Below are 23,132 nucleotides of genomic sequence, written 5' to 3' on the forward strand. Positions count from 1 at the left end.
TTGCGGCACAGATCATCACCCGCTACTCCAACCTGACCGACGTCGTCTGGAATGGCCAAAGCAAAGTCATCCTCAACAACCGCATCGTACCGTAACCTGAAAGACCGGCTGAACCCAATTCAGCCGGTTTTTTTGTTTTGGCACCCCGGACGCTGATGGACACTGAGAGCCCCTGGGGAAACCCTGAGGAACTTAGGCCGCCCTGCCTGGCGCAACCCGACAGCAGAGCGGCGACCGCCACCGCCGCGCACAAAGGTCCAGCCAAAAAAAACCAAGCTGGGGCGGAACGAGGCCAAGCAACAAGCAACACCGCAACAGAAACACATCATTCACGTATTAAGATTAAGATCGTAGACATTTGAGGGGAGGGTGCGATGAGCAGAACCGATGAAATACTAAAGGCGGCCAAGATGCCGCCGGAAGCAGTAAAGATGTCCAGGATGATAGACGCGGTCTATTTCCCGATTCTATGCATACTTTTGGTTGGAACCTACCACATGCACTTCATGCTGCTGGCGGGTGACTGGGACTTCTGGCTGGACTGGAAAGACCGTCAATGGTGGCCGGTAGTGACCCCCATCGTGGGCATCACCTATTGCGCAGCCATCATGTACTACCTGTGGGTCAACTACCGGCTGCCCTTTGGCGCCACCCTCTGCGTCGTCTGCCTGCTGACTGGCGAATGGCTGACCCGCTACTGGGGCTTCTACTGGTGGTCGCACTACCCCATCAGCTTCGTCTTCCCCTCCACCATGATACCGGGCGCACTCGTCATGGACACCGTCATGCTGCTCACCCGCAACTGGATGATCACAGCTTTGGTTGGTGGCGGCGCATTCGGACTCCTGTTCTACCCGGGTAACTGGCCCATCTTTGGCCCGACCCACCTGCCGCTGGTAGCCGAAGGCGTACTGCTCTCCGTTGCCGACTACACCGGCTTCCTGTACGTTCGCACCGGCACCCCCGAGTACGTACGCAACATCGAACAAGGGTCGCTGCGGACCTTTGGCGGACACACCACCGTCATCGCCTCGTTCTTTGCCGCCTTCGTCTCCATGCTCATGTTCTGCCTCTGGTGGTACTTCGGCAAACTTTACTGCACCGCATTCTTCTACGTCAAAGGCGCCCGTGGCCGCGTCACCATGAAAAACGACGTCACCGCATTTGGCGAAGAAGGCTTTCCCGAGGGGATCAAATAATGGAATTCAACAACCTCATCAAGCGCGGCCTGACCGGCCTGTGCGGCATGGCAGCCCTAGGCATGACCTTCATGCTTGACATCACCCCGGCCCAGGCCCACGGCGAACGGTCCCAGGAACCCTTCCTGCGCATGCGCACCATCCAATGGTACGACATGAAATGGGGTCCCGAGACCACCAAAGTGAACGATCTTGCCACCATGACCGGCAAATTCCACCTGGCCGAAGACTGGCCGCGGGCCGTTGGCAAACCGGGGCGCGCCTTCTTCAACGTAGGCAGCCCCAGTCCCGTGTTCGTGCGCCTCTCCACCAAGCTGAACGGCGAGCCGACCATGATCGCAGGCCCGCTCGAGATCGGACGCGACTACGCCTTCGAAGTCAGGCTCAAAGCGCGCATACCCGGTCGCCATCACATGCACGCCATGCTGAACATCAAGGATGCGGGCCCGATTGCCGGCCCCGCCGCCTGGATGAACATCACCGGCAGCTGGGATGACTTCACCAACCCCGTCAAATTGCTGACCGGCGAGACCATCGACACCGAAACCTTCAACCTGGGCAACGGCCTCTTCTGGCACGCCCTGTGGATGGGACTGGGCATCTTCTGGATCGGCTACTACGTTGCCCGGCCCATGTTCCTGCCGCGCAGCCGCGTACTGCTGGCCTATGGTGACGAACTGCTGCTGGACCCGATGGACACCAAAGTTGCCTGGATCGTATTGCTTGCGACCATTGGGCTCGTATGGGGAGGCTACCGCTACACCGAAAACAAGCACCCCTACACCGTGCCCATCCAGGCGGGTGAATCCAAGGTTGCTCCGCTGCCGGTGAAACCCAACCCCATCGCCATCAAAGTGACCCACGCCAACTACGACGTACCGGGGCGGGCACTGCGCGTGACCATGAGCATCACCAACAGCGGCGATTCCGCCTACCGCATTGGCGAATTCACCACGGCCGGTATCCGGTTCATCAACAAAGTGGGCTTAAAGCACATGGACCGCAACTATCCGAAGGAACTCGTGGCCACCGGCTTATCGTTTGACAACGAGACCCCGATCCAGCCGGGAGAGACCCGCGAAGTGAAGATGGAAGCGAAAGATGCACTGTGGGAAGTACAGCGGCTCATGGCCCTGCTGGGCGACCCGGAAAGCCGTTTTGGCGGATTGCTCATGACATGGAGCGATACTGGCGATCGCAACATCAACAGCATAGCTGGCGCCGTCATACCGGTCTTCACCAAGCTCTAGGCCGCATGGGACGCAAGGCATAGCCCCGTCCCGCAAGGCATGACACCGGTCCGCCGCCGTCGCCAGACGGAAAGGTGGATCGGTGTTTTTTATGCAGGATAAAAATAGTAGAATTAGATAGTAGAATTGGAATGGCGATGACCGCAGGCTTTGCCGCCCGCGGATGAATGGCAAACCCGCCCAAGCGGCGATTAGCGTAAACAATGAATCTTGATAACTTCGTAACGATTCGTAACGACGCGGAGAGGACCCGTTTGTGATTAGGCAAGTGACACAGGCAAGTGCTGCAGCGCTCATCCTGAGCGCCGCGCTCTATGCTGGCGCGGCAGGCGCACACGGAAAAGTCTCGCTGGAAGAAGACAGCTGCGTGCGTCGCATCGGCGAGAACATGGTGCACCTGAGCGCCTACCAGCCGCAATTTGAGCCCACCGCCCAATACTGCACCGAAATTCCCAAGAGCGGAGACACCTACCTGGTGGTGGACTTAGTCGACCCGGGCCTGCGCGAAATGCCCATCGGCATGCGCGTGATCAAAGGCACCAGCGAAACCGACGACGAGACCGTAAGCTACCTGCGCCCAAGCTACCACCCCGACGGCGTGATCAAGGGCGAGACCAGCCTGGACCAGGGCCTCTACACCGTCATCATCACCGCCGAAGGACTGCCTCCCCTGCGCTACCAGTACCCCTTGCGGGTACAGATGATCAACTACGCGAACATATTCCGCACCGCGGTAGGGCCGCTGATCGCCCTGCTGCTGTTGATCCTGCTGGGATACAAGCTCATGAAATCCAAGCGCATGCAGCGCTGGCGCGCCTCGCGCCGGCCATAGACCACGAAAACGACGAGACAAAAACAACCCGGACAACCCGGACAGCCCCGGCGGCAACCGAGTATCGGGCCGTAGGATCGACGATTCATCATTTCTTATAGGTGACCTTGATAATGTCCTTACCCTCTCTCAAACCCGCCCTCCTGGGCCTGATGCTGGGCCTGGCCCTGCCGCTGTCCACCCAAGTGCACGCCCACGGCGGACTCTCCCTGGCCGACGACATCTGCAAACTCACCATCGGCCCCTATACCATGCACTTTACCGGCTACCAGCCGGAAAGCACGCAGGAGAAAGAATTCTGCGAAGACATCCCGGCCGTCGGCCGCACCGTCGTAGCCCTTGACTACATTGAAGAAGCCTTGCGGCCCCTGCCCACCGAAGTGCGCATCGTCCGCGACACCGGCGCACCCGAAGGCAAGGAAGAAAACCTGGACGCCATCACCCTGCTGCATATTCCGGCCAAGGTCTACCCCAACGGCTCCATCAACTTCGAATACGACTTCAAGCAGCCCGGCAAATTCGTAGGCCTGGTGAGCGTCGGCGGCAAGGAAGAATACGTCTCGCGCTTCCCCTTCTCCGTGGGCGAACCCAAAGGCACCTCGCCCTACCTCATCGGCGCCATCGCCGTGATTGCTGTCGGTGCCGGCGTCTTCTTCCTGCGCGGGCGCAAATCCACGACTGCCGGCGCCGCCTGAGCAGCGGCGCAGCGAGCATCGCGCGAGCGGCAAGCCCCACCTGAATAATAGAATAACCGGCGGCGGCCTTTCGCCTGAGCAGCGCCCGAACCAAACTGAAGCCATACAGTCCAAATAACAGGTCCGAATAAAAAGCCAAAAAAGATTAAAAGATCAATCTGCCCATCCACTGCCGTGGCGGGGCAGCTTCACGAAGAGGAGCCAAGAATGCAATCGATCCTGATTCCCTCCCTCAAACAGGTCATGATGGGCAGTATCCTGCTCATGGCGCTGGGGGCAGGGCTGCACAGCACCCCCGTCCTGGCGCACGCCATGCTGGTCAAGGCCGAACCGCCGCGCCGGGCGCAGCTTACCCAGACCCCCACGCAAGTGCGGCTCTGGTTCAACGAAGAAATCGAAAAGGACTATGCCTCGCTTACCGTGCTGGACGCCGCCAAGTCACCGGTCACCGACATCCAGCCGCACATCGCCGTGGACGACCGCAAGGCCATCGTATTGCCCCTGTCGCAACTGGCGCCCGGCAAATACACGGTAAAGTTCCGGGTGCTGTCGGTGGACGGCCACGTGGTTGACTCGTCCTACGACTTCACCGTAAAGAGCAAAACACCCGCCAAATGATCGAGGTCATCGCGACGCTGCTGCGCTGGTTACAGCTTGCGTCCAACATGATCCTGGTCGGAAGCTGCGTCTTCCTGGCCATTGCCGGCTCCATCCACTCCCCCTGGGTGGGCCGCCTGGAGCGGGCGCTGCCTTGGCTCGCGCTCATCCTCCTGGCCGGATTGCTGGGCATCCTCGCCACCACCACGGCCCAGGCCACCGGCATTGACGCCAACGCCTGGCATCCGCAGGCCTGGCTCGCGCTCGTGCAGAACACCCACATGGGGCACGTCTGGGCCGGGCGCGCCGCCTGCGCCGCCCTCGTCTGCGCCATCGCCCTCTATATCCGCGCAGCCCCTCCGGCAAGATGGCAATACATCCTGTGCGCCACCGTCGCTTCCGCCACCCTCGCCGTGGGCGCCCTGGCCAGCCACGCCGCCGCCGAAGACCTGTCCCTCCTGTCCGTATTGCCCTACGCCTTGCACATCATCATGGCCAGCGTCTGGTTCGGCGCCTTGCCCGCCTTCCTGGTGGTCTGTTTCAGCTGTGAAGTGCCGCAGGCAGACGACGCGCGTCCCGGCGACGCGCGCCCCGGCATCCAGACGGCCGCCATCCAGCGCATCCACGCCCTGTTCCACGCGCGCGAAGCGTCGGTCAAGGCCGATGCGCTCGCCTTGAAGCGCTTCTCCACCATGGCCTTGCCGGTCATGCTGACGGTGATCGCCACCGGCATCTTCATTACCTACCGCATGGTCGACAGCAGCTACGGCGCCCTGGTCGCCACCGAATACGGCTGGCTGCTCAACGGCAAGATCGCCCTGCTCCTGGTGGTGCTCGTCATTGCCTCGCGCGCGCGCAGCTGGCTGCCGCTGCTGGCCCAGCACGCCGATGGCCTGGCCGCGGCCGGCGGGCACCGGCTGCGCAAGTGGGTCAGCTTCGAATTCCTCCTCGCGCTGGGCATCGTGCTGTTGGCCACCATCGTGGCCAACACCGTCCCGGCCAAGCACGCCATCATCCAGAACTGGCCCTACTCCTTCCGCTTCTCCCTGGCCGCCACCTGGGGCGACCCCAGCGTGATGCTGCGCGCCTGGATCGGCCTGGCGCTCCTGGCCGCCGCCGGCGCGGCGGTAGCGCTCGCGCGCGCCAGGAAGTGGGACAGGAAGCGCCGCCTGGGCATCCCGCTCGCGCTGGCCGTCCTGGCCATGGGCGTGGGCCTGCCGCCCTTGGCGGTGGACGCCTACCCGGAGACCTACCGCAAGACCCCGGTGCCGTTCGATACCATTTCCATCGCCAACGGCTCGGCCCACTTTGCCGAGAACTGCGTGCCCTGCCACGGCGCCCAGGGCAAGGGCAACGGCGTGATGGCCAAGAGCTTCGCCAAGCCGCCGGTGGACATGCTCACCGAGCCGCATACCGCCAAGCATACCGCCGGCGACTTCTTCCACTGGCTCTCCTTCGGCATTCCCGGCACCGGCATGCCCGAGTTTGCCGACAAGCTCTCGGAAGAGGACCGCTGGGACGTGGTCAATTTCCTGCACGCCATGTCGCGCGGCTACCAAGCACGTTTGATGAGCCCGCAAGTCAAGCCGGAACAGCCGCAGCCTGCCATGGGCCCGCCCAATTTCTCCTATACCGCGCAGGATGGTTCCAGCGGCACCCTGAAGGACTTCCGCGGCCAGAAGAATGTGCTGCTGGTGCTGTTCTCGTGGCCGGAGTCGCGTGAGCGCCTGGCGCAGTTGCGCGATCTCAACGCCCGGCTGGCTCAAGCCAATACGGTGCTGCTGGCGGTGCCGGAGGATGATCCGGACTCGCGCGAGCTGGAGCAGATCAAGGGCAACGTGCCTTTCCCGGTGGTGATCGAAGGGGCGCACGAGATCGTGCAGAGCTATAAGCTGTTTCGCCGCACGTTGAACAAGGCCGATCTGCTGGGGGAGGGCACCTTGCCCCCGCACATGGAATTCCTGGTGGACCGCTACGGCTATCTGCGCGCGCGCTGGATTCCGGATGCGGATGGCCCGGGCTGGTCAAACACTGAAATGCTGATGCAGCAGGTCGCGCAGCTTAATCGGGAAAAGGAGATATTGCCGCCGCCAGGGGATCATGTGCATTGATCAGCACCCACTGATTACCACTGCTCGGCGGACTGGCGCACCACGAGTGCGCCCGTTGTAAAAGTTATCTCCGCTCAACTACTTTAGGCGTCGGGCTGCGTCCGAGACTTGTGGGACTTGTGGGACTTCTGATACCTGGGAAGCTTGCAAAAGGGGTGGCCCTGACCCGGTCGGGTTCGCAGGCGCAGCCGGTGTTTGACCCGAAGTCACTTCCATGGCGCCTTCTGGTTCGATCAACGATCCCAGTTCTTCCAGGGAGGGCAACTCCTCAATGGAGCGAAGATTCAAATCGTTGAGAAAATTCAAGGTTGTTGCGTACAAGGCCGGTCGACCGGGAACATCGCGATGTCCAACAGTTGTTATCCAGCCACGCGACTCCAACGCTTTAAGCACAGGCCCCGAGACAGCAACGCCTCGTATTTCCTCAATGTCACCGCGTGTTACCGGCTGGCGATATGCAATAATTGAAAGCGTTTCCAATACAGCACGAGAGTATCGCGGCGGTTTCTGGGGATTAAGCCGATCAAGAAATTCCTGCATCTCCGGCCGGGCATGGAAGCGCCAGCCACCGGCAATACTCACCAGTTCTACGCCCTTCCCATCCCAGTCCTGGCGCAACTCTTCGAGCAGCCGCCGCAAAACCTCCGCACTCAGTTCCCCATTGAATAGTTTCTTCAGTTCCGATAACGGCAACGGTTCCTGGCTGGTAAGCAACGCCGCCTCCAGAATTCGTTTAATTTCCCAGGGATTGGACGCCCCCGCGAGACTAACTGGCGATGAGGGCACTAATTGGCCTGACATAAATAATCCCGAACACGCGAGGTTGACTTACCTCCACCTGGTTTTCCCTTACGAGCTCCAGCAACGCTAGAAAAGTTACCACCAGTTCCGGCACTCCGGCAGCAGGGTTGAACAATTCATTGAACTCGACAAAGTTTTGCCCCTGTAATTGATGAAGGATCCGGCTCATATGGGCCCGAACCGAAAGCTCTTCGCGAGTGACATGGTGCCGCCGATTTACATTGGAGCGCGCCATCAGCATAAGCCAGGCGTCGCGGAGATTATCCACGCTGACTTCCGGCAAGTACTCGATCATCGCTTGATCAATTTGGACTCCAACTACCGTAAAATCACGTCCGGCATGGGGCAACTCATTGAGCCTCTGCGCTGCCATCTTCATCTGCTCGTATTCCAGAAGACGCCGCACCAGCTCGGCGCGCGGGTCACTTTCCTCCTCAGCCAGCAATACAGGCAGCGGCAGCAGCATACGGGATTTGATTTCAATCAGAACCGCGGCCATCAGGAGATATTCCGCCGCCAGCTCCAGCTTGTTAGCCCGCATCATCTCGATATAACCCATATATTGCCGCGTAAGTTCCGCCATGGGAATATCCAGCACATCCAGGTTATGTTTGCGGATAAGATAAAGCAGCAGATCGAGCGGTCCCTGAAATGTGTCGAGAAATACTTCCAGCGCATCTGGCGGGATATACAAATCCGTAGGCAGCTCGGCCAGCGGTTCACCACGGATCTTTGCCACTGAATTAGCGACTGGGGGAGAAGAATCGTTCACCTTGAATATCCGTACGCGCCCGGCATGTGCTTGCTATTCCATCTCGCTATAGACACTATACAGCCGGTGAAAAGTCGCAGGGAAACGCTCAAGCGTAATCCAGCCCCATTGCCTCCCTGACGTCCCGCATGGTTTCCTGAGCCAGTCTGTCGGCTTTCTCACATCCATCGGCGATGATGTTCCGCACAAGACTGGGATCTTCCTCATACATCTGGGCGCGCTCATGCATGGGCTTCTGTTCGGCCAATATCGCGTCGATGACAGGCTGCTTGCAGTCCAGGCAACCGATACCGGCGCTCACGCAACCCTCCTGCGCCCACTTTTTTGTTTCCTCGCTCGAATAGACCAGGTGGAATTGCCAAAGCGGACATTTAGCAGGGTCGCCAGGATCACTCCGACGGACACGCGCCGGGTCCGTCGGCATGGTACGAATCTTCTTTATCACACTGGCGGGATCCTCCCGCAAGCTGATGGTGTTATTGTACGATTTGGACATTTTTTGTCCATCCAGTCCCGGCATTTTTGAAGCGAGAGTGAGCATCACTTCCGGCTCGGAAAGAATCATTTTTCCGCCGCCTTCGAGATACCCGAATAATCGCTCCTGGTCACCCAGGCTAACGTTCTGCTGCTCGTCCAGCAATGACTTCGCTGCAGCCAGCGCCTGTTGATCGCCGTGCTCCTGGTAGCGATTCCGTAGCTCGCGATAGACCCTGGATTTTTTTGAACCCAGCTTTTTTATTGCCGCCTCCGCTTTTTCGCGGAAGCCGGCTTCCTTGCCATATATGTGGTTAAAGCGGCGAGCAATTTCACGGGTAAACTCAATATGCGGCGCCTGATCCTCGCCCACCGGCACGCGCGTGGCGCGATAAATGAGAATATCCGCGCTTTGCAGCAGGGGATAACCCAGGAAGCCGTAGGTGCTCAACTCCTTCTCGGACAATTTTTCCTGCTGATCCTTATAAGAGGGCACGCGTTCCAGCCAACCTAGCGGGGTGATCATCGAGAGCAGTAAATGCAGTTCAGCGTGCGCCGGTACTCGCGACTGGATGAACAAGGTTGCCTGTGCCGGGTCCACGCCCGCGGCAAGCCAATCTATCACCATATCCCAGACATGTTGCTCGATGACTTCCGGTGTATCGTAGTGAGTCGTCAGAGCATGCCAGTCGGCAACGAAGAACAGACATTCAAACTGGTGCTGCAGCTCTATCCAATTCTTCAGCACGCCATGGTAATGCCCCAAATGCAGGGCACCGGTGGGGCGCATACCCGATAAAACCCGATCAGCGAACATACTTTACTTGTCCTTAATTATCCTTGACCAGAATTCCTGGCCAACCGTTTACTACACTTCGAATCCAAATACCCAAGCCACCAACTGTATTGTAATAGCGATAAAAGGTCCGATCATCGCACCTAGTATTCCCGTCATTAAAAGCAGTACGAGAATCATAAAACCGTAAGGCTCAATCTTTGCAAAATGCTGCGCCAAATGGGGTGGCAGCAGGCTTACCGCAACGCGGCCTCCATCCAGTGGAGGTAGAGGCAGCAAATTCAGCACCATTAATACTACATTAATCTTGATACCTGCTTCGCCCATCAAAATTAAGGGCGTCGAGAGCTCACTCTCAGGCAGGTCGAGGCCAATCTTGATCATGAACCCCCATAGCAATGCCATGAAAAGATTTGCACCCGGCCCGGCCAGCGCCACCCAAAGCATGTCCTGCTTGGGGCGGCGCAATGCTGCGAAGTTGACCGGTACCGGCTTGGCCCAGCCGAACAGGATTCCGCCCAGCCACAGCGTTACCAAGGGAAGCAGAATTGTACCGATAGGATCGATATGCCGAAGCGGATTAAGGCTGACGCGTCCCTGTGAATAGGCGGTGAGATCGCCGAAGTGCTTGGCCACATACCCATGCGCGGCTTCATGCAGCGTAATGGCAAAAATTACCGGCAGCGCATAAATGGCAATACTCTGGATGATGCTATCCATGCATCTTTCCGAAAGGTTCAAGGCTGCCCTTGCCTTGCCGGATGACTTCCGGCGTGTCCCCGGTCAAGTCCACCACGGTACTCATCTCCAGGCCGCATGCGCCGCCGTCCAGCACCAGTTCGACATGATGCTGCAGGCGCGCGCGGATTTCCTCCGCATCATTCAGGGGAAGCTCATCCCCCGGCAATATCAAGGTCGAACTCAACAGGGGCTCATTCAACTCTGCCAGCAACGCCTGAACCACAGGATGATCGGGAATCCGCACGCCGATGGTGTTGCGTTTCGCATGCAGCAAGCGGCGCGGCACCTCTCGCGTCGCCTGGAAGATAAAAGTATAACTGCCGGGTGTGCTCGCCTTGAGTAGCCTGTGTTCGCGATTATCGAATTTCGCATACCGGGAAATTTCAGCCAGATCCCGGCACATCAGGGTAAAGTGATGGTCTTCACCCACCTGACGAATGGCGCGGATGCGCGTCATGACGTTCTTGTCGCCTAATTGGCCCCCCAGCGCATAACACGAATCGGTAGGGTAAGCGATAACACCGCCGGCGCGTATGATAGCTGCCGCCTGTCGTATCAGGCGCAGTTGCGGATTATCCGGGTGAATGGAAAAGAATTGAGCCACGTGAGAAACAGTTTTTATTTATAATTTTAGGGCATGCGCAAAAAATCGAATGCTTCAGGCAGGTCCATTTGCCCAACTGGTCGACCGCTAAGGCGTAAACAAAAGTCGCTGAGATGCAGCAGTGTATTCTGGAGATGTTTGATTAGGTCACATAGCTTCCCATTACGCCGCTCCTTTCCAGTCGTGCCATACCGGCTTACAGTAATCAGGCAATGGCGGCATCCGGCCCAGATCGAAATAGCTCTCGCCCGGTCCGTGAAAATCCGAGCCGCGCGAAGCCAATAAACCCAGCCGCTGGCTATGGCGCGCAAACAGCATGGACTGTTCCGGCGTGTGGCTGGCAGTGATAACCTCGATAGCTTCTCCGCCAAGGGTACGAAATTCAAGCAGCAGTTCGTCCAATGCACCCTTGCCCAGTTTGTAGCGGCCCGGATGGGCAATCACAGCTCTGCCACCGCTGTTGCGTATCCAATCGATCGCGTCGCTCAAGGGCGCCCACTGGTGCGGCGCATACCCGGGTTTGCCCTTGACCAGATATTTTTTGAACACCGATCTGACGTCTTTGGCGTAACCCTGCTGGACCAGAAAACGTGCGAAGTGCAGCCGACCTATCAGGTGCCCATTGCCGGCATTTCTGCAAGCGCCTTCAAAACTGCCGTGAATGCCGAATTTGTCGAGTTGCGCCGCGATTTTGCCTGCTCGCACCGTCCGGCCCTCGCGTATGGAGGTCAGGCCCTGCGCGAGCTGCGGGTGTTCAGGATCTATGCCAAGCCCGACAATATGCAAGGTCTGGCCGCGCCAATTAACGGAGATTTCCACTCCATTGATAAAGACGATGTTTTTCTCGACTGCGGCCCGACGGGCTTCATCCAGTCCAGCCACATCGTCGTGATCGGTCAACGCCAGCACCGCCACTCCCTGCGTGGCCGCGTGTTCCACCAGTTGCGTGGGCGACAGTAAGCCGTCGGAAGCCGTGGAATGACAATGCAAATCGATGTTAAGCATGAAGCCGGTTCGCGCGAAGCAAGAGACGCATCATAGCAAATAAGAAGGGGTATGAAAAATGAACCGCGGAAAAGAATCAAAAAGAAGGGGGAGCTTGTATTCCAGTCGGAGGTGTGCGCGCAAGACTGACAGCTGCAAAACCAGCGATCAAGTAGAGGCAACATCTCTCCCGCGAAGCAGAGATCTTCCCACACTACGGGCGTCCCGATTCCGTACACCTAAAACGGCTCTATCGCCCACAACGCACAAAACGCCCAAAACTGTAAGCGCTTCTTCGGGGAGTTCCCGTACCGGCAGGTTATAGCTCAAACTTATCGGCTACCTCCATTTAAATACGCATTTTCAGGTAAAGTACGAGAATACAATTGCCGGGCTTGAATGGAACAGATGGATTTTCTACCGATTTTTTTCAACATCAGAAATCGTAACTGCGTGGTGATCGGCGGGGGGGAAGTGGCTGCCCGCAAGATCGCGTTGCTGTTGCGCGCCGGTGCGCATATCACGCTGGTTTCTCCACAGCTTGGCGCCGAGATGCAGATACAACTGGATGGAGCATTGCACGGGCAACTTGAGCAGGGCAGGATCACCTATCGCGCCGAGACGTTCCATGCAGATCATCTGCGTGACGCCACTCTGGTCATTGCCGCCACTAACGACCCCTTAGTCAACCGGAAGGTGTCAGAAGCCGCCGGACGGCTGCATATTCCCGTCAACGTAGTTGATTCCCCAGCTTTATGCTCTTTCATCATGCCTTCGATCATAGACCGGGCGCCTATTATCGTCGCGGTTTCCAGCGGGGGTGCATCCCCGGTACTGGCGCGATTGCTGCGAGCCCGTCTGGAAACCATGATACCTGCGGCATATGGACGTCTTGCGGCTTACGCAGCGGAGTTCCGCGAGCGGGTGAAACTACGCTTCACGCGTCCCGAGAAAAGGCGCAGATTCTGGGAAGATGTGCTGCAGGGGCCGTTTGCCGAAATGATTTTTGCCGGTCGGGATCAGGCGGCCAAGGCTTATCTGGAGCGCCTGCTGGAAAACGAAGCGGACAGTGCGGAAAAGAGAGAGGCCGGGGAAGAGATGCAGGGAGAAGTCTATCTCGTCGGCGCCGGGCCGGGAGATCCCGAATTGCTGACTTTTCGCGCGATGCGCCTGATGCAGCAAGCGGACGTGGTGGTGTATGACCGTCTCGTTTCGCCTGAAATACTCGATATGGTGCGCCGCGATGCGCTCCGCATTTATGCGGGCAAGGAACGCAGCAAGCACGTCATGCCGCAGGAATCCATTAATGAGTTACTGGTACGGCTGGCGAAAGAAGGCAAACGCGTGCTCCGACTGAAAGGCGGCGATCCGTTCATCTTTGGCCGTGGCGGGGAAGAAATCGAAACCCTGTCCAGCCAGGGCGTTCTCTTTCAGGTCGTACCGGGCATCACGGCAGCAACCGGGGCGGCAGCTTATGCTGGTATCCCGCTCACGCATCGCGATTATGCTCAGTCGTGCGTTTTTGTGACCGGTCATCTCAAGGACGGCAGTGTGGATCTGGATTGGCCAATGCTGGCGCGGCCACATCAGACTATTGTGGTCTACATGGGGCTGCTTGGATTGCCGGTATTGTGCCGCCAACTGATCGCGCATGGTCTGCCTGCTACAACCCCAGCCGCAATCGTGCAACAGGGAACCACTCACAAACAGCGCGTACTGACCGGCTCGCTGGAGACACTTCCCGATCTCACCACTTCCGCCAATCTCATCCCGCCGACACTCATCATCGTGGGTGAAGTCGTAAAACTGCACCAGAAGCTTGCCTGGTTTGAGCCAGAGAGCGATCTACACGCTGACGAGGCCACGGCAAATAAAGAAGACGTAGGACGCTAATTGGCGAAGCGCATAGCGTCGTCTGAAAATTTTCTCATTATTATTGCATGCCTGACTATCGACGCGCCTGGCATCCGGGTGGTACCTATTTCTTTACTGTTAACCTGCTGCAACGACAAGGTAACGACCTGCTAACCCGGCATATAGATTTGCTGCGCAAGGTGGTGGGCATTGCACGGCAGCGTCATCCTTTCATCATCCATGGTTGGGTGGTGTTGCCAGAGCATCTTCATTGCATCATCGAACTCCCACCCGGTGATACGGATTTCGCGACGCGGTGGCGATTGATCAAACTTACATTTTCCAAGGCATTACCAATTAGCGAGCGGCGCTCCCAGGTTCGAATAGCACGCGGTGAACGCGGCATATGGCAACGCCGTTATTGGGAACATTTGATTCGCGATGAGAAGGACTTCCGTGCGCACATGGATTATGTCCACATCAACTCGCTCAAGCACGGTTTGGTTAAACGGGTGAACGAATGGCCGTATTCCACTTTTCATCGACTGGTTGAAAAGGGCATTTATCCGGCAGATTGGGCAGGAGGCGATGAAAATAAGCTTGAATATGAAGATTGACGACTTACCGCTTCACTTCATACGGCGCAATGCGCTTCGCTTATTGTCGCCCTACCTTATTGCATGAGACTGACAACGTAGCCGAGCCATGTTGCATGGACTGAAGTTATAGAGTCAACCTTCCATCCTATTACCTGCCGCTGCACGGACTAATATGAAGATGGACATACCGCTTCACTTCATAGGCGCAATGCGCTTCGCTTATTGTCGCCCTACCTTATCGCATGAGACTGACAACGTAGCCGAACCATGTTGCATGGACCGGGATTACGGATTTCGGCCTTCATCTTATTACCTCACGCCGAAAAGTGTAATAAGAAGTAGGGCGACAATAAGCGAAGCGCATTGCGCCGTATGAATGCTATATGTGCCCCATACTGCAACGAGACTCTAAAACATCAAAAAACGCCCAAAAAAACAGGGCGTTTTAGAGAAACGACGTCCCGGAAACAAATGCCCACAGGCTATTTATCCGGTTGCGGCGTGATGCGCAGATACGGACGAGGCGCCTTGTAACCTTTCGGGAATTTCTGCTTGATGACCTCTTCATCCTTTATCGTCAGGGGAATAATCACGTCATCGCCGTTTTTCCAGTTGCCCGGCGTCGCCACCGTATATTTATCGGTCAACTGCAGCGCGTCGATAACTCGCAGAACCTCGTCAAAATTGCGGCCTGTGCTTAACGGATAACTGATGATGAGCCGAACTTTCTTTTTCGGATCGATAATGAACAGCGACCGAACCGTCACGGTATCCGACTGATTCGGGTGAATCATGTCGTACAGCGTCGCAACCTTTTTGTCCAGATCCGCGATGATCGGGAAATCGACGCTGCAGTTTTGCGTTTCCTCGATATCCTTGATCCACCCAGCATGTTTCTCCGATGAATCGACCGATAATCCGATTGCCTTGACGTTGCGTTTGTCGAAATCCGACTTGAGCTTTGCAGTCAACCCCAGTTCGGTTGTGCACACAGGCGTGTAATCGGCGGGATGCGAAAACAGTACCGCCCAGGAATCGCCTATCCATTCATGAAACCTGATCTTTCCGATCGTGGAATCTTGCTCGAAATCAGGTGCAGTATCGCCTAAGCGTAAGGTCATGGCATCCTCCTAAGTTAACAATGGATTAAAAGTTCGTGGGAAATTGATAAGCTCAATATAGCCTGACTGCTGTAATGACTCAACAATTATTATTTGCGCAAAATGGATGAGGTGGATAGCACCACATCATTTTCTCCACCCCATGAATACCGCGGGCAGCGTTTACCGAAAGCTCGCTGCGGTAGCGATAGCGAGCCAACCTCACCGCTTGATCGGAAAGCCCCAAGAATAAGGCCGTTCATATTTCTGCAATATGTTGTAGTACGTACGTACCGATTCCGCCAGTATGACCGCTTCGCCGCCTCGCCCATAGCCATGCTTCAGATTGCGAAAATATTTGCTCTGGCTTAGTAGCGGTAATGTTTGTTTCAGGTCCACCCACGAATCCGGGTTAAGACCAAGACGCTGGGCCAGAATGCGCGCATCCTCGATGTGGCCGGAGCCCTGGTTGTATGCTGCCAGCGCGATCCAGGTACGGTCCGGTTCCTTGATACGTGTGGGTAGTCCATCTTTTAGCAGCATCAGGTAGCGCGCGCCCGCAAGTATGCTCTGCCGGGCATCCAGTCGATCGGTCACCTTCATCCGGTCGGCGGTAATTTCCGTCAACATCATGATGCCGCGCACATTAGCGGGCGAAACCGCAAGTCGATCCCAGTGCGATTCCTGGTAGGCCAACGCCGCAATCAGCCGCCAGTCAATGCCTGTCAACTCCTCGGCCTCATGAAAGTAGTCGCGTAAATCGGGCAGTATCGTGCGTCTTTTATTCAGAATGCCAATCACATCCGTTTGGAGAAGCCGCTGAGTGTGTCCATAATACCGGTCGAGCAAGCGCACTAAAGTGCCGTCCTGTTCGATGCGGTTAAAGAACTTCCGAGTCCTTTCCAATAATTCGCGTTCTGCATAGGGTGAAAAGGCCCATGCCTTGCCGGCTGGCTCACCTAAATCAAACGCTACGCCCAAATTGGGGAAGAAATTCTTTGCCAAATTGATTTGGGTGGAGTCTGCTATCACGTAATCGACTTTTCCCTCTGCCAGTTTTGCCAGCAGGTCTTCGGGCGTAATATCCACTTCAGCCCATTTCAGTTCCGGAACGTACTGCTTTGCCTTATTCAGTGGTTCGGTATAGGTGGCGCCACCGGCAATTTCGACGGTTCTCCCCGCGAGGTCGTTCATATTTTTGGGCTTCGGGTAGTCCGTATTGTAGGCAACCTGGGGCTGGACGAACTGATAGACCGGACCGAAGCGAGCGCGCAACGCATGCTTGGGGGTAATGGTCAAGCCAGCCGCAAAGTGTCCCTGATGCTTCTCCAGGCTCAACAAACCGTCATCCAGTTTCGGCACTATTTTAAACCTGACTTTCATACCCAGGTCGTGCGCGAACTCGGACGCAAGATCGAACTCCAATCCGGCATGTCCGCCTTCGGCATTCTCATAATAGGTATCAGGACTGTTTGCCGTAATAACCACTAGCTCATCGGTTTTGTCGAATGGCGATACCGATTTTTCAAATGAATCGCAGGCAGCAAAAATGAGGCCGCAACCGAAAACGACAAAAAGCAAACGGGGGAGAACGTGCATGGGAGAGAGACAAGCAGAATTCATGAACATTCTGCCATGTTGTTCTGAACGAGCGTGAGATAAACTGATAAAATGGTATACCACAACGGAGAGGTACCGAAGTGGCCATAACGGCGCTGACTCGAAATCAGATGGTCAGGGTAACCTGGCACGTGGGTTCGAATCCCACCCTCTCCGCCAACTTAACATCCGAGTTCCTCCCGTAAGCGCTTGTAAAAAGGGCGCACCGACTTCCAGCGGTAATATGATCCTCGGCATTCGCCCGTAATGTTTCGGATAAAATAGAAGTGGATGGCAAAATGTATCCGTCGACCAACAGCGAGGGTCAGCGGATACACCCGGTTGATGACGGAATACGAAACTTCTGGAGGTGGTTAATGGTTTCGACGAGAAGGACTGGACGGCAAGAGTAGGGAAGGCAAAAACGGACGCAGATATTTCGATGCGGTAATGGAGCTTCCGAATCGCGGCCCGCGATGCCTCTCAACTTCCTTTGACGCACATCACTGCTTTTAAAGTGTGAACTACTTCCACCAGGTCTGCCTGGTTTGCCATCACCTCATCAAGGTCCTTATACGATGAGGGTATCTCGTCCAACACCATTTTATCCTTGCGACATTCGACCCCTTTGGTCTGCTGAACCAGGTCGGCCACGGTAAATATCCTTCGCGCCTGACCTCGGGACATTTTGCGGCCCGCACCGTGTGAACAGGAGCAGTAGGATTCAAGTTCGCCCTTCCCCCGCACTATATAGCTCCGCTGGCCCATTGAGCCGGGAATAATACCCAGATCGTCCACCCGCGCACGTATTGCTCCCTTGCGGGTCACCCATAGATTTCGCCCAAAATGCGTTTCCTTTTCCACGTAATTGTGGTGACAGTTAATGGCTTCCCGGGTAAGGGTAAAATTAATGGGAATGTGGCGGCGTAACGCTGCGATTGTGGTTTCCATCATGTTCCGCCGGTTCTCGAGCGCATAGTCCTGTGCCCAGTTAACCGCTTCCACATAATCGTCGAAGTCATCCTCGCCTTCTGCCAGCCATGCAAGATCGCCATCCGGCAGGTGAATGGAAAGGCGTTCCATCCGGCGCTTGGCTTTTTCGATGAAATAGCTTCCAATCATGTTGCCAATACCGCGGGAACCAGAGTGGAGCATCACCCACACGTCCTGATTCTCATCTGTGCACAACTCGATGAAGTGATTGCCTGAGCCCAAAGTTCCGAGTTGTGATTCGGCCTTTTTCAGCAAGCTGATCTCATCGGTCTTTCGACTCTGCGCGAAACGCCTGTACCATCGCTTGTAGCCACGACCTTCATTAAGCGCTAAAGAAAGCTTGCCCAGTGCAACCGGCTTTCTGCGGCTTCCGCCGGCGCCCAGGGGAACATCACGTTCAATCTGGCGACGGACAGCGAGCAACGAATCGGGCAGGTCCGAAGCTTTGAGGGAAAGGCGGACGGCATTCATGCCGCAGCCGATATCGACACCTACCGCGGCTGGAATGATGGCTTTGTCCGTTGCGATAACGGTGCCTACCGTCGTACCTTTGCCAAGATGGCAATCGGGCATGAGGGCGATCCCGTGTCGATCTACGAAAGGCAGTCGCGCAAGATTCTTGGCTTGGGCAAGTGCGTCGTCTTCAACATCGGTCCAGGCCTTGATAGGTCTGGATCCTTCCTCGCTATAAATATTCTTCATTGCAAGAGGCCTCGATCACGTGAACGTGTTTTTACGATGGGGGTACGTTGTGGACAAAGGTGGCCGTTTTTGGTTCGACGCCCCATACTTTCCCGCCAGCAATTGGCGACCATAACCATCGCCGGCTCAGGATTTCCGGGATAGTTTCATCATTCTGTCGCTAGCAGACCCGTCCTTCGTCTGTCTCGAAGGTGCACTTCTCACATGGGGGTATATGGCGGTACAACGTGGATGCCGCTACGTTCAGTCGCTGGGCGACAGCCGCAACAGCGATATCAGAATCCTTCAGCATCGCTTTGGCGGCCTGTAGGTCCTTTGCTGAAAGCAATGGGGGTCAGCCACCTACACGGCCACGTTCTCTTGCGGCTCTCAAGCCTGCCGTTGCCGTAGTTCGCTCACGGATGACGCCCCGTTCGAATTCTGCCAGCAAAGATATGGAAGACAAGCTTACCGCTCGGTGAGTTGGTATCGATGGGGTCCTGCAGCGATTCAAGCCCTATCCCTTGGTCCTGAAACGATTCGATTGTCTCGATGAGCTGTTTCGTGGAACGGGCAAGCCCGTCAATTTTCCAGATGATCATGTATCGCCTTTCTGCATATAGGAAAGGGCGGCTTTCAGCTCTGGCCGATCCCGTTGTGCACCCGACGCCTACTCCTGGAAAATCTTCTCACACCCTTCTTTGGTCAAGGCATCGATCATGCCTTTGGTGCATTGTCTCTCCAATATTGCAGAACTTGCTCAGCAAGGGTAACCACTTCTACGCTAGAAGCCTTAAAGTGTTTTTGCTGCTCTTCGGAAAGATGGATAAGCAATGGATCTTCGAAATAGCCGTCCTCCACGTAGCCAACTTCCACATAGCGAGATTTCTCCACATCTGTTACGGATTTATGGCGCTTGTCTCTGGCTTCAAAGTGCTTGGCGCCGTTAGCAATATGCGAGATTAAGGCAAGTAGATGTTCCTCCTCACGAAGCTTGGAACGTGTTTTCCCATCTGTGGGATAGATCCAATCAAGGATGTGTTCAGCGGTGACGAAGAAATCAAATGCTGCGTATTGGTCGTGCGGCGTGTCGCGGATTCGCTCCAAGTCGTGTTCAAGTTTTTGAACAAGATCAAGTGAAGTCTTAAGCTCACCAAAACCCTGGAATTTACTCATCACCTTCCTTTTGTGGGGCCGGCAGTTGCAGATAGCGAGGCTACCGGGGGAGTGGAGCCGGATCAAGTAGACCGTTGTATGCCAATTCATCCACCATCGGGATGTACCTCCCCTGGTATACCCCTTCTTGTGCGAAGCCAAAATACGTGAAGAGGCGCTCAAACCTCGGTGCAGTTATTTCGGAGACTGACAGCAGAGGACGTTCTGTCCCCAATAGCTGAAACGCAGTCTGGAAGAGCCGAACTCCTAGCCCCTTGCTCTCAAAACTAGGGCGAACGCGAAGAGTGCACAGCTTCTTTTCAGTCTCGGTATGCTTCAGAATCAGCAGGCCAACTACCATAGAGTCGCGCTCTTCAATAAGCAAAGTGCGCACCCCCGTATGAATCCCGGGAAGAACCTTCGAGACGAACCACTGATCAAACAGCGGGTAGCTAGAGCGTAAGAACTCTGCGTCTTGGGAGACGATGTTCAGAGTTTTACTAAGGAGCCAAGGAGCCCGCTCCAGAGAGGCCTTCGTTAAGACTAAACTCATTTCCCCCCCTTTTTCATCTAGGTAACTTCTGCTCTTCTGCCGGCAGCAGAGGCTCGGTTCCAGTAGACCCAGTCGCCTGCGCATATACAGGGCTCCGAGAAATTAGTATGGAATAGCTCGCCTTGACGCCATCCCAAAGCATGCCCCCCATTGCACCGACGATAAGAGCTACGGCAACGAACTTCCCCACACCGAACTCAACAATCTTAAATCGTGCCAGTGTACCAAACTCCTTCACAGGACCCGGGCTTCCAGATTTCCAATGGTAGCCGAGGCTGTTCTTCACGCGTTCAAGGCTCTTCTCATGAGCCGTCTGGGTTCCTAAAATCGAATATTGAGCCCAGAAGTCTTCATCTTCAAGAGATCGAGACGCCTTGAAAAGCTTGTCGTGGAACACGATGTCCTTGTCGCGCGATCGCATGAGAAATAGGTGGACCTTGGAGAACTCAAGGAAGCGGCCGATGGTACTTTCCAAACCGGGAGGGGCTCCACGTCGGACATTAAGGCGGAAGTCAATGTCTTCCGTTCTCTGCCAAGAAGGCTGCCACCAGTCGTTGCTACGCTCGCCCGCACCAACACAGTAAAACAGCCTCTCGAACTTGAGCAGCCGGAATCGGATATATACTCGCTTAATAGTTTGTTGCGTTTGTTGGGCTACTCCCTTCGCGCGGGTAATCAGAGTGGGGATAGAAATTGAGAGGGCATCATGGCTGGCATGCTGAGTCTCTTTGATGGCCCCTTCTATATGCACAAAGGCAAAGCTCGTGCTCTGTCCAGAGGGATCGTAGACCACGGCATCTTTTGACCCCATTGATATAACTGCCCAGCTCTCGTTAAATATCGCTGGAATCGCTTGGGCAGGTGACATAACAGGGGCTAGATCTTTCACCGAGGTCAGCGGCATCTTTGCGGGGAAAATGAACTCAATCGAGTCCGTTCGATCATTCAAGTCGATCATTAGCCCGATGTCCAACAAAGAGTCTGTATTCGCCGATTTTTTGTCTGCCTCTTGTTCCCAGATGTTTAGGTGAATCTCGGGCAACAAGGGTTGAGATTGGGGCTGGGCTGTAGCCTCCGCGATTGGATCCCCACCACTTCGGGCAAAGCAAAGCAAACCATACGTGGAAGCTGTGGTGCTAGTAGCCATGTCCTCAGATGTAGCAGAAAGATTGTGGAGGGGTATTGGAGGGAACGTATTTTGACAGAGGCTGCGGCTGAGAGAAGCGTATCGGGTCGGAAACCTTGATGGCGAACGCCTTCGCACGTCCCTTGAAATACGTGTCGAACATCTCCTTCGTCACTCCGGCAAGGGCTTCGGTTTTCGCCCAGATTTCACTCGGAGAATCTTCGTAGATGTCCTCAATCTTGAATCTGCCTACGACGCGCGAAATTGGGGACGTCGCATAGACCACTACTTCCCGCACATCTTCCTTGAAGAGGACGCGTCGAAATTCGAAACCTTTGTGCCCAGCAAAGATTGCATCCACGTACTCAGGATGAATAGACAAGAGAACCCGCTTTTTCATAATCACCAGAAAGCTTGAGGATGTATTTAAGTTTTTGTGTTGAAATCTGGAAGAAGCCCCAGTACATGTCGGCGTTGAAACCAACTTGCTCGATAAGTGCCCTTCGGTTGGGCCGCCTGTGAAACGCGAGGTTATACGTAAATCGGATTACCCAGGGGTATCGTCGCTTCTGATACAGCTCCCTGAGCTCCGTCTCTGGAAAGATGCTGTAGGGAGCACAGTACGCTAGGAACTGCTCTACGGTGGGGAATTTGTTGATGTTCGTGAGCTCCTCAACCACGCACAGCGACGTTACGACTGAGGTGTGATAGGCCGGGCCGCCCTCTGCTGTTCTGTAGATCAGCAGAGTGTCCCCGCGTCTCAGTTGATCTATGCCTTGCATCGCAGTCAAGTAGATTTTATGGATGCTGTTTGTATGCGAGACATCCTGCAATATAGATGAATTCTCTGTTCTCAGCAGCGAATCAGGTAACAAGCGAGAGTGCCAGCTCGGGTACAGCGACAAAATGAAATGCCGATCTGTCTTCACCGGTATTCGAGGGTAATCGAGCACTACGTCGCCGGCCGCGCGATCGAGTCGACGCTCAAGCACTAACTCTTCTCCATTTGCCGTCCGCTTGAGTGCCTTCCGCTCGAAGCCGTACCGCAGGAATAAGTCGACAAGGGCTGCATGCTTTTCAAAGATCGTCACGTACAGAGCGTGCACTCGCTGGTCCACTGCAATGTCAAAGGCTCTCTTGATGAATCGTTCGCCTAAACGCGTGCCGTGCGGGTTGACCTTGAATGTCCCAATCTTCAGCCGACGAGAGTGAGGAAGCGGTGGGGTCGTATCCAAGACCGGCTCATCCTCAACCTTAAGGTACAAAAAACCATCGAGCAGACCAACTTCATTCTGGAAAGTGAACGCCTGGTGGTTTCCCTTCTTCTTAAACCATTCTTCAAACTCCGCGTAGTCGGCTTTTAAGGAGTCGAAGAAAGGGTCGTCAGACCAGATGTCTCTAAATCGTTCGAAAACTAGGAGATCATTTCTCATACCGCGCTCTCATTGCCGACGTTAACTGGTAAGCACTCGTCGCAGTTCCGCTGATCGCCTGTAGCAACTAGTGAAGAACAAAAACAAGAGAGGATCAGCTTGCTGTCCGCGGGTACATATCTACCGCAGCTATTTTTATATTTGCGGGCCGATCGGAGCAGGAATTTGTTCGCATCGCAGCGT

General features: G+C 55.6%; 23 protein-coding genes, 1 tRNA gene and 1 pseudogene. 10 read left to right on the top strand and 15 right to left on the bottom strand.

Features of this window, described 5'->3' with window-relative positions; genetic code table 11:
- The 7 genes and pseudogenes from BLS94_RS15395 to BLS94_RS02605 form a co-directional block, all read left to right on the top strand.
- Window positions 1–95: pseudogene (locus tag BLS94_RS15395) on the top strand (methane monooxygenase/ammonia monooxygenase subunit C); the annotation flags it as partial.
- Between the two features lie 279 nt (window positions 96–374).
- Complete coding sequence (locus BLS94_RS02580) at window positions 375–1,199, top strand: methane monooxygenase/ammonia monooxygenase subunit A (protein WP_025042266.1); 825 nt, start codon at window positions 375–377, stop codon at window positions 1,197–1,199.
- Window positions 1,199–2,449: a methane monooxygenase/ammonia monooxygenase subunit B gene (locus BLS94_RS02585; protein ID WP_072767298.1), complete on the top strand. Its 1,251-nt coding sequence runs from the start codon at window positions 1,199–1,201 to the stop codon at window positions 2,447–2,449. The genes BLS94_RS02580 and BLS94_RS02585 overlap by 1 nt, the downstream gene beginning before the upstream one ends.
- Before the next feature lie 256 nt (window positions 2,450–2,705).
- A complete protein-coding gene (locus BLS94_RS02590; RefSeq protein ID WP_072767297.1) occupies window positions 2,706–3,281 on the top strand; it encodes a hypothetical protein in 576 nt (191 codons plus the stop codon).
- Between the two features lie 113 nt (window positions 3,282–3,394).
- Window positions 3,395–3,976 (top strand): hypothetical protein, encoded by a 582-nt coding sequence (locus BLS94_RS02595; RefSeq protein ID WP_256325254.1) that lies wholly within the window; start codon window positions 3,395–3,397, stop codon window positions 3,974–3,976.
- Between the two features lie 207 nt (window positions 3,977–4,183).
- Window positions 4,184–4,594 carry a copper resistance CopC family protein gene (locus BLS94_RS02600; RefSeq protein WP_090957655.1) on the top strand — a complete coding sequence of 137 codons (411 nt, stop codon included), beginning with the start codon at window positions 4,184–4,186 and terminating at the stop codon, window positions 4,592–4,594.
- Complete coding sequence (locus BLS94_RS02605) at window positions 4,591–6,684, top strand: CopD family protein (protein ID WP_090957656.1); 2,094 nt, start codon at window positions 4,591–4,593, stop codon at window positions 6,682–6,684. The genes BLS94_RS02600 and BLS94_RS02605 overlap by 4 nt, the downstream gene beginning before the upstream one ends.
- Window positions 6,685–6,762: 78 nt before the next feature.
- Here BLS94_RS02605 and scpB read toward each other — a convergent pair whose 3' ends face one another.
- From scpB to BLS94_RS02635, 6 genes are all read right to left on the bottom strand, one after another.
- Window positions 6,763–7,485, bottom strand: coding sequence for an SMC-Scp complex subunit ScpB (gene scpB, locus BLS94_RS02610; protein ID WP_090957657.1), 723 nt, complete (start codon window positions 7,483–7,485; stop codon window positions 6,763–6,765).
- The gene (locus BLS94_RS02615) at window positions 7,451–8,257 is read right to left on the bottom strand and encodes a segregation and condensation protein A (RefSeq protein WP_090957658.1); all 807 of its coding nucleotides are present in this window, start codon (window positions 8,255–8,257) and stop codon (window positions 7,451–7,453) included. The genes scpB and BLS94_RS02615 overlap by 35 nt, the downstream gene beginning before the upstream one ends.
- Window positions 8,258–8,345: 88 nt before the next feature.
- On the bottom strand, window positions 8,346–9,548 hold the full coding sequence (locus BLS94_RS02620) for a tryptophan--tRNA ligase (protein ID WP_090957659.1): 1,203 nt from the start codon (window positions 9,546–9,548) through the stop codon (window positions 8,346–8,348).
- Window positions 9,549–9,599: 51 nt separating this feature from the next.
- On the bottom strand, window positions 9,600–10,247 hold the full coding sequence (locus BLS94_RS02625; protein ID WP_090957660.1) for a site-2 protease family protein: 648 nt from the start codon (window positions 10,245–10,247) through the stop codon (window positions 9,600–9,602).
- Window positions 10,240–10,872, bottom strand: coding sequence for an L-threonylcarbamoyladenylate synthase (locus BLS94_RS02630; protein WP_090957661.1), 633 nt, complete (start codon window positions 10,870–10,872; stop codon window positions 10,240–10,242). Before BLS94_RS02630 ends, BLS94_RS02625 begins: the two co-directional genes overlap by 8 nt.
- A 162-nt stretch (window positions 10,873–11,034) precedes the next feature.
- Complete coding sequence (locus tag BLS94_RS02635) at window positions 11,035–11,877, bottom strand: 3',5'-nucleoside bisphosphate phosphatase (RefSeq protein WP_090957662.1); 843 nt, start codon at window positions 11,875–11,877, stop codon at window positions 11,035–11,037.
- A gap of 387 nt (window positions 11,878–12,264) precedes the next feature.
- On the opposite strand from BLS94_RS02635, the gene cysG reads away from it, so the two are divergent.
- Window positions 12,265–13,749: a siroheme synthase CysG gene (gene cysG / locus BLS94_RS02640; protein ID WP_090957663.1), complete on the top strand. Its 1,485-nt coding sequence runs from the start codon at window positions 12,265–12,267 to the stop codon at window positions 13,747–13,749.
- Between the two features lie 47 nt (window positions 13,750–13,796).
- Window positions 13,797–14,327 carry an REP-associated tyrosine transposase gene (locus BLS94_RS02645; RefSeq protein ID WP_090957664.1) on the top strand — a complete coding sequence of 177 codons (531 nt, stop codon included), beginning with the start codon at window positions 13,797–13,799 and terminating at the stop codon, window positions 14,325–14,327.
- A gap of 464 nt (window positions 14,328–14,791) precedes the next feature.
- Here the strand turns inward: BLS94_RS02645 and BLS94_RS02650 are convergent, their stop codons facing one another.
- Window positions 14,792–15,430 carry a peroxiredoxin gene (locus BLS94_RS02650; protein ID WP_090957665.1) on the bottom strand — a complete coding sequence of 213 codons (639 nt, stop codon included), beginning with the start codon at window positions 15,428–15,430 and terminating at the stop codon, window positions 14,792–14,794.
- Window positions 15,431–15,631: 201 nt separating this feature from the next.
- Window positions 15,632–17,032 carry a membrane-bound lytic murein transglycosylase MltF gene (gene mltF, locus BLS94_RS02655; RefSeq protein WP_256325255.1) on the bottom strand — a complete coding sequence of 467 codons (1,401 nt, stop codon included), beginning with the start codon at window positions 17,030–17,032 and terminating at the stop codon, window positions 15,632–15,634.
- Window positions 17,033–17,095: 63 nt separating this feature from the next.
- Between mltF and BLS94_RS02660 the strand changes: the two genes are divergently transcribed.
- Window positions 17,096–17,188 (top strand) — tRNA-Ser (locus tag BLS94_RS02660).
- A 303-nt stretch (window positions 17,189–17,491) separates the two neighbouring features.
- Here the strand turns inward: BLS94_RS02660 and BLS94_RS02665 are convergent.
- The 7 genes from BLS94_RS02665 to BLS94_RS02695 all read right to left on the bottom strand — a co-directional run bounded on the left by BLS94_RS02665 (window position 17,492) and on the right by BLS94_RS02695 (window position 22,949).
- Entirely contained in the window at window positions 17,492–18,703 is a 1,212-nt protein-coding gene (locus BLS94_RS02665) for an RtcB family protein (RefSeq protein WP_090957667.1), read from the bottom strand.
- Between the two features lie 160 nt (window positions 18,704–18,863).
- The gene (locus tag BLS94_RS15400) at window positions 18,864–19,031 is read right to left on the bottom strand and encodes a hypothetical protein (protein WP_371130206.1); all 168 of its coding nucleotides are present in this window, start codon (window positions 19,029–19,031) and stop codon (window positions 18,864–18,866) included.
- 67 nt (window positions 19,032–19,098) lie between these two features.
- Window positions 19,099–19,284 carry a recombinase family protein gene (locus tag BLS94_RS15000; protein WP_218124723.1) on the bottom strand — a complete coding sequence of 62 codons (186 nt, stop codon included), beginning with the start codon at window positions 19,282–19,284 and terminating at the stop codon, window positions 19,099–19,101.
- Window positions 19,285–19,399: 115 nt separating this feature from the next.
- Complete coding sequence (locus BLS94_RS02675) at window positions 19,400–19,858, bottom strand: hypothetical protein (protein ID WP_090957668.1); 459 nt, start codon at window positions 19,856–19,858, stop codon at window positions 19,400–19,402.
- Window positions 19,859–20,403: 545 nt separating this feature from the next.
- A complete protein-coding gene (locus BLS94_RS02685) occupies window positions 20,404–21,537 on the bottom strand; it encodes a hypothetical protein (protein ID WP_090957670.1) in 1,134 nt (377 codons plus the stop codon).
- 4 nt (window positions 21,538–21,541) lie between these two features.
- On the bottom strand, window positions 21,542–21,898 hold the full coding sequence (locus BLS94_RS02690) for an ASCH domain-containing protein (protein ID WP_218124724.1): 357 nt from the start codon (window positions 21,896–21,898) through the stop codon (window positions 21,542–21,544).
- Window positions 21,882–22,949: an N-acetyltransferase gene (locus tag BLS94_RS02695; protein WP_090957672.1), complete on the bottom strand. Its 1,068-nt coding sequence runs from the start codon at window positions 22,947–22,949 to the stop codon at window positions 21,882–21,884. Before BLS94_RS02695 ends, BLS94_RS02690 begins: the two co-directional genes overlap by 17 nt.
- Window positions 22,950–23,132 lie beyond the last annotated feature (183 nt).

The organism is Nitrosospira sp. Nsp18 (assembly GCF_900103145.1).
Lineage (GTDB): Bacteria > Pseudomonadota > Gammaproteobacteria > Burkholderiales > Nitrosomonadaceae > Nitrosospira.

What these genes read in the sequence shown, in the direction of transcription:
- BLS94_RS02580 (WP_025042266.1), top strand. Translation starts at nt 375, where the DNA reads ATGAGCAGAACCGATGAAATACTAAAGGCGGCCAAGATGCCGCCGGAA.
- BLS94_RS02585 (WP_072767298.1), top strand. Translation starts at nt 1,199, where the DNA reads ATGGAATTCAACAACCTCATCAAGCGCGGCCTGACCGGCCTGTGCGGC.
- BLS94_RS02595 (WP_256325254.1), top strand. Translation starts at nt 3,395, where the DNA reads ATGTCCTTACCCTCTCTCAAACCCGCCCTCCTGGGCCTGATGCTGGGC.
- BLS94_RS02600 (WP_090957655.1), top strand. Translation starts at nt 4,184, where the DNA reads ATGCAATCGATCCTGATTCCCTCCCTCAAACAGGTCATGATGGGCAGT.
- BLS94_RS02605 (WP_090957656.1), top strand. Translation starts at nt 4,591, where the DNA reads ATGATCGAGGTCATCGCGACGCTGCTGCGCTGGTTACAGCTTGCGTCC.
- scpB (WP_090957657.1), bottom strand. Translation starts at nt 7,485, where the DNA reads ATGTCAGGCCAATTAGTGCCCTCATCGCCAGTTAGTCTCGCGGGGGCG.
- BLS94_RS02620 (WP_090957659.1), bottom strand. Translation starts at nt 9,548, where the DNA reads ATGTTCGCTGATCGGGTTTTATCGGGTATGCGCCCCACCGGTGCCCTG.
- BLS94_RS02625 (WP_090957660.1), bottom strand. Translation starts at nt 10,247, where the DNA reads ATGGATAGCATCATCCAGAGTATTGCCATTTATGCGCTGCCGGTAATT.
- BLS94_RS02635 (WP_090957662.1), bottom strand. Translation starts at nt 11,877, where the DNA reads ATGCTTAACATCGATTTGCATTGTCATTCCACGGCTTCCGACGGCTTA.
- cysG (WP_090957663.1), top strand. Translation starts at nt 12,265, where the DNA reads ATGGATTTTCTACCGATTTTTTTCAACATCAGAAATCGTAACTGCGTG.
- BLS94_RS02645 (WP_090957664.1), top strand. Translation starts at nt 13,797, where the DNA reads ATGCCTGACTATCGACGCGCCTGGCATCCGGGTGGTACCTATTTCTTT.
- BLS94_RS02650 (WP_090957665.1), bottom strand. Translation starts at nt 15,430, where the DNA reads ATGACCTTACGCTTAGGCGATACTGCACCTGATTTCGAGCAAGATTCC.
- mltF (WP_256325255.1), bottom strand. Translation starts at nt 17,032, where the DNA reads ATGAATTCTGCTTGTCTCTCTCCCATGCACGTTCTCCCCCGTTTGCTT.
- BLS94_RS02665 (WP_090957667.1), bottom strand. Translation starts at nt 18,703, where the DNA reads ATGAAGAATATTTATAGCGAGGAAGGATCCAGACCTATCAAGGCCTGG.
- BLS94_RS15000 (WP_218124723.1), bottom strand. Translation starts at nt 19,284, where the DNA reads ATGATCATCTGGAAAATTGACGGGCTTGCCCGTTCCACGAAACAGCTC.
- BLS94_RS02675 (WP_090957668.1), bottom strand. Translation starts at nt 19,858, where the DNA reads ATGAGTAAATTCCAGGGTTTTGGTGAGCTTAAGACTTCACTTGATCTT.
- BLS94_RS02685 (WP_090957670.1), bottom strand. Translation starts at nt 21,537, where the DNA reads ATGGCTACTAGCACCACAGCTTCCACGTATGGTTTGCTTTGCTTTGCC.
- BLS94_RS02695 (WP_090957672.1), bottom strand. Translation starts at nt 22,949, where the DNA reads ATGAGAAATGATCTCCTAGTTTTCGAACGATTTAGAGACATCTGGTCT.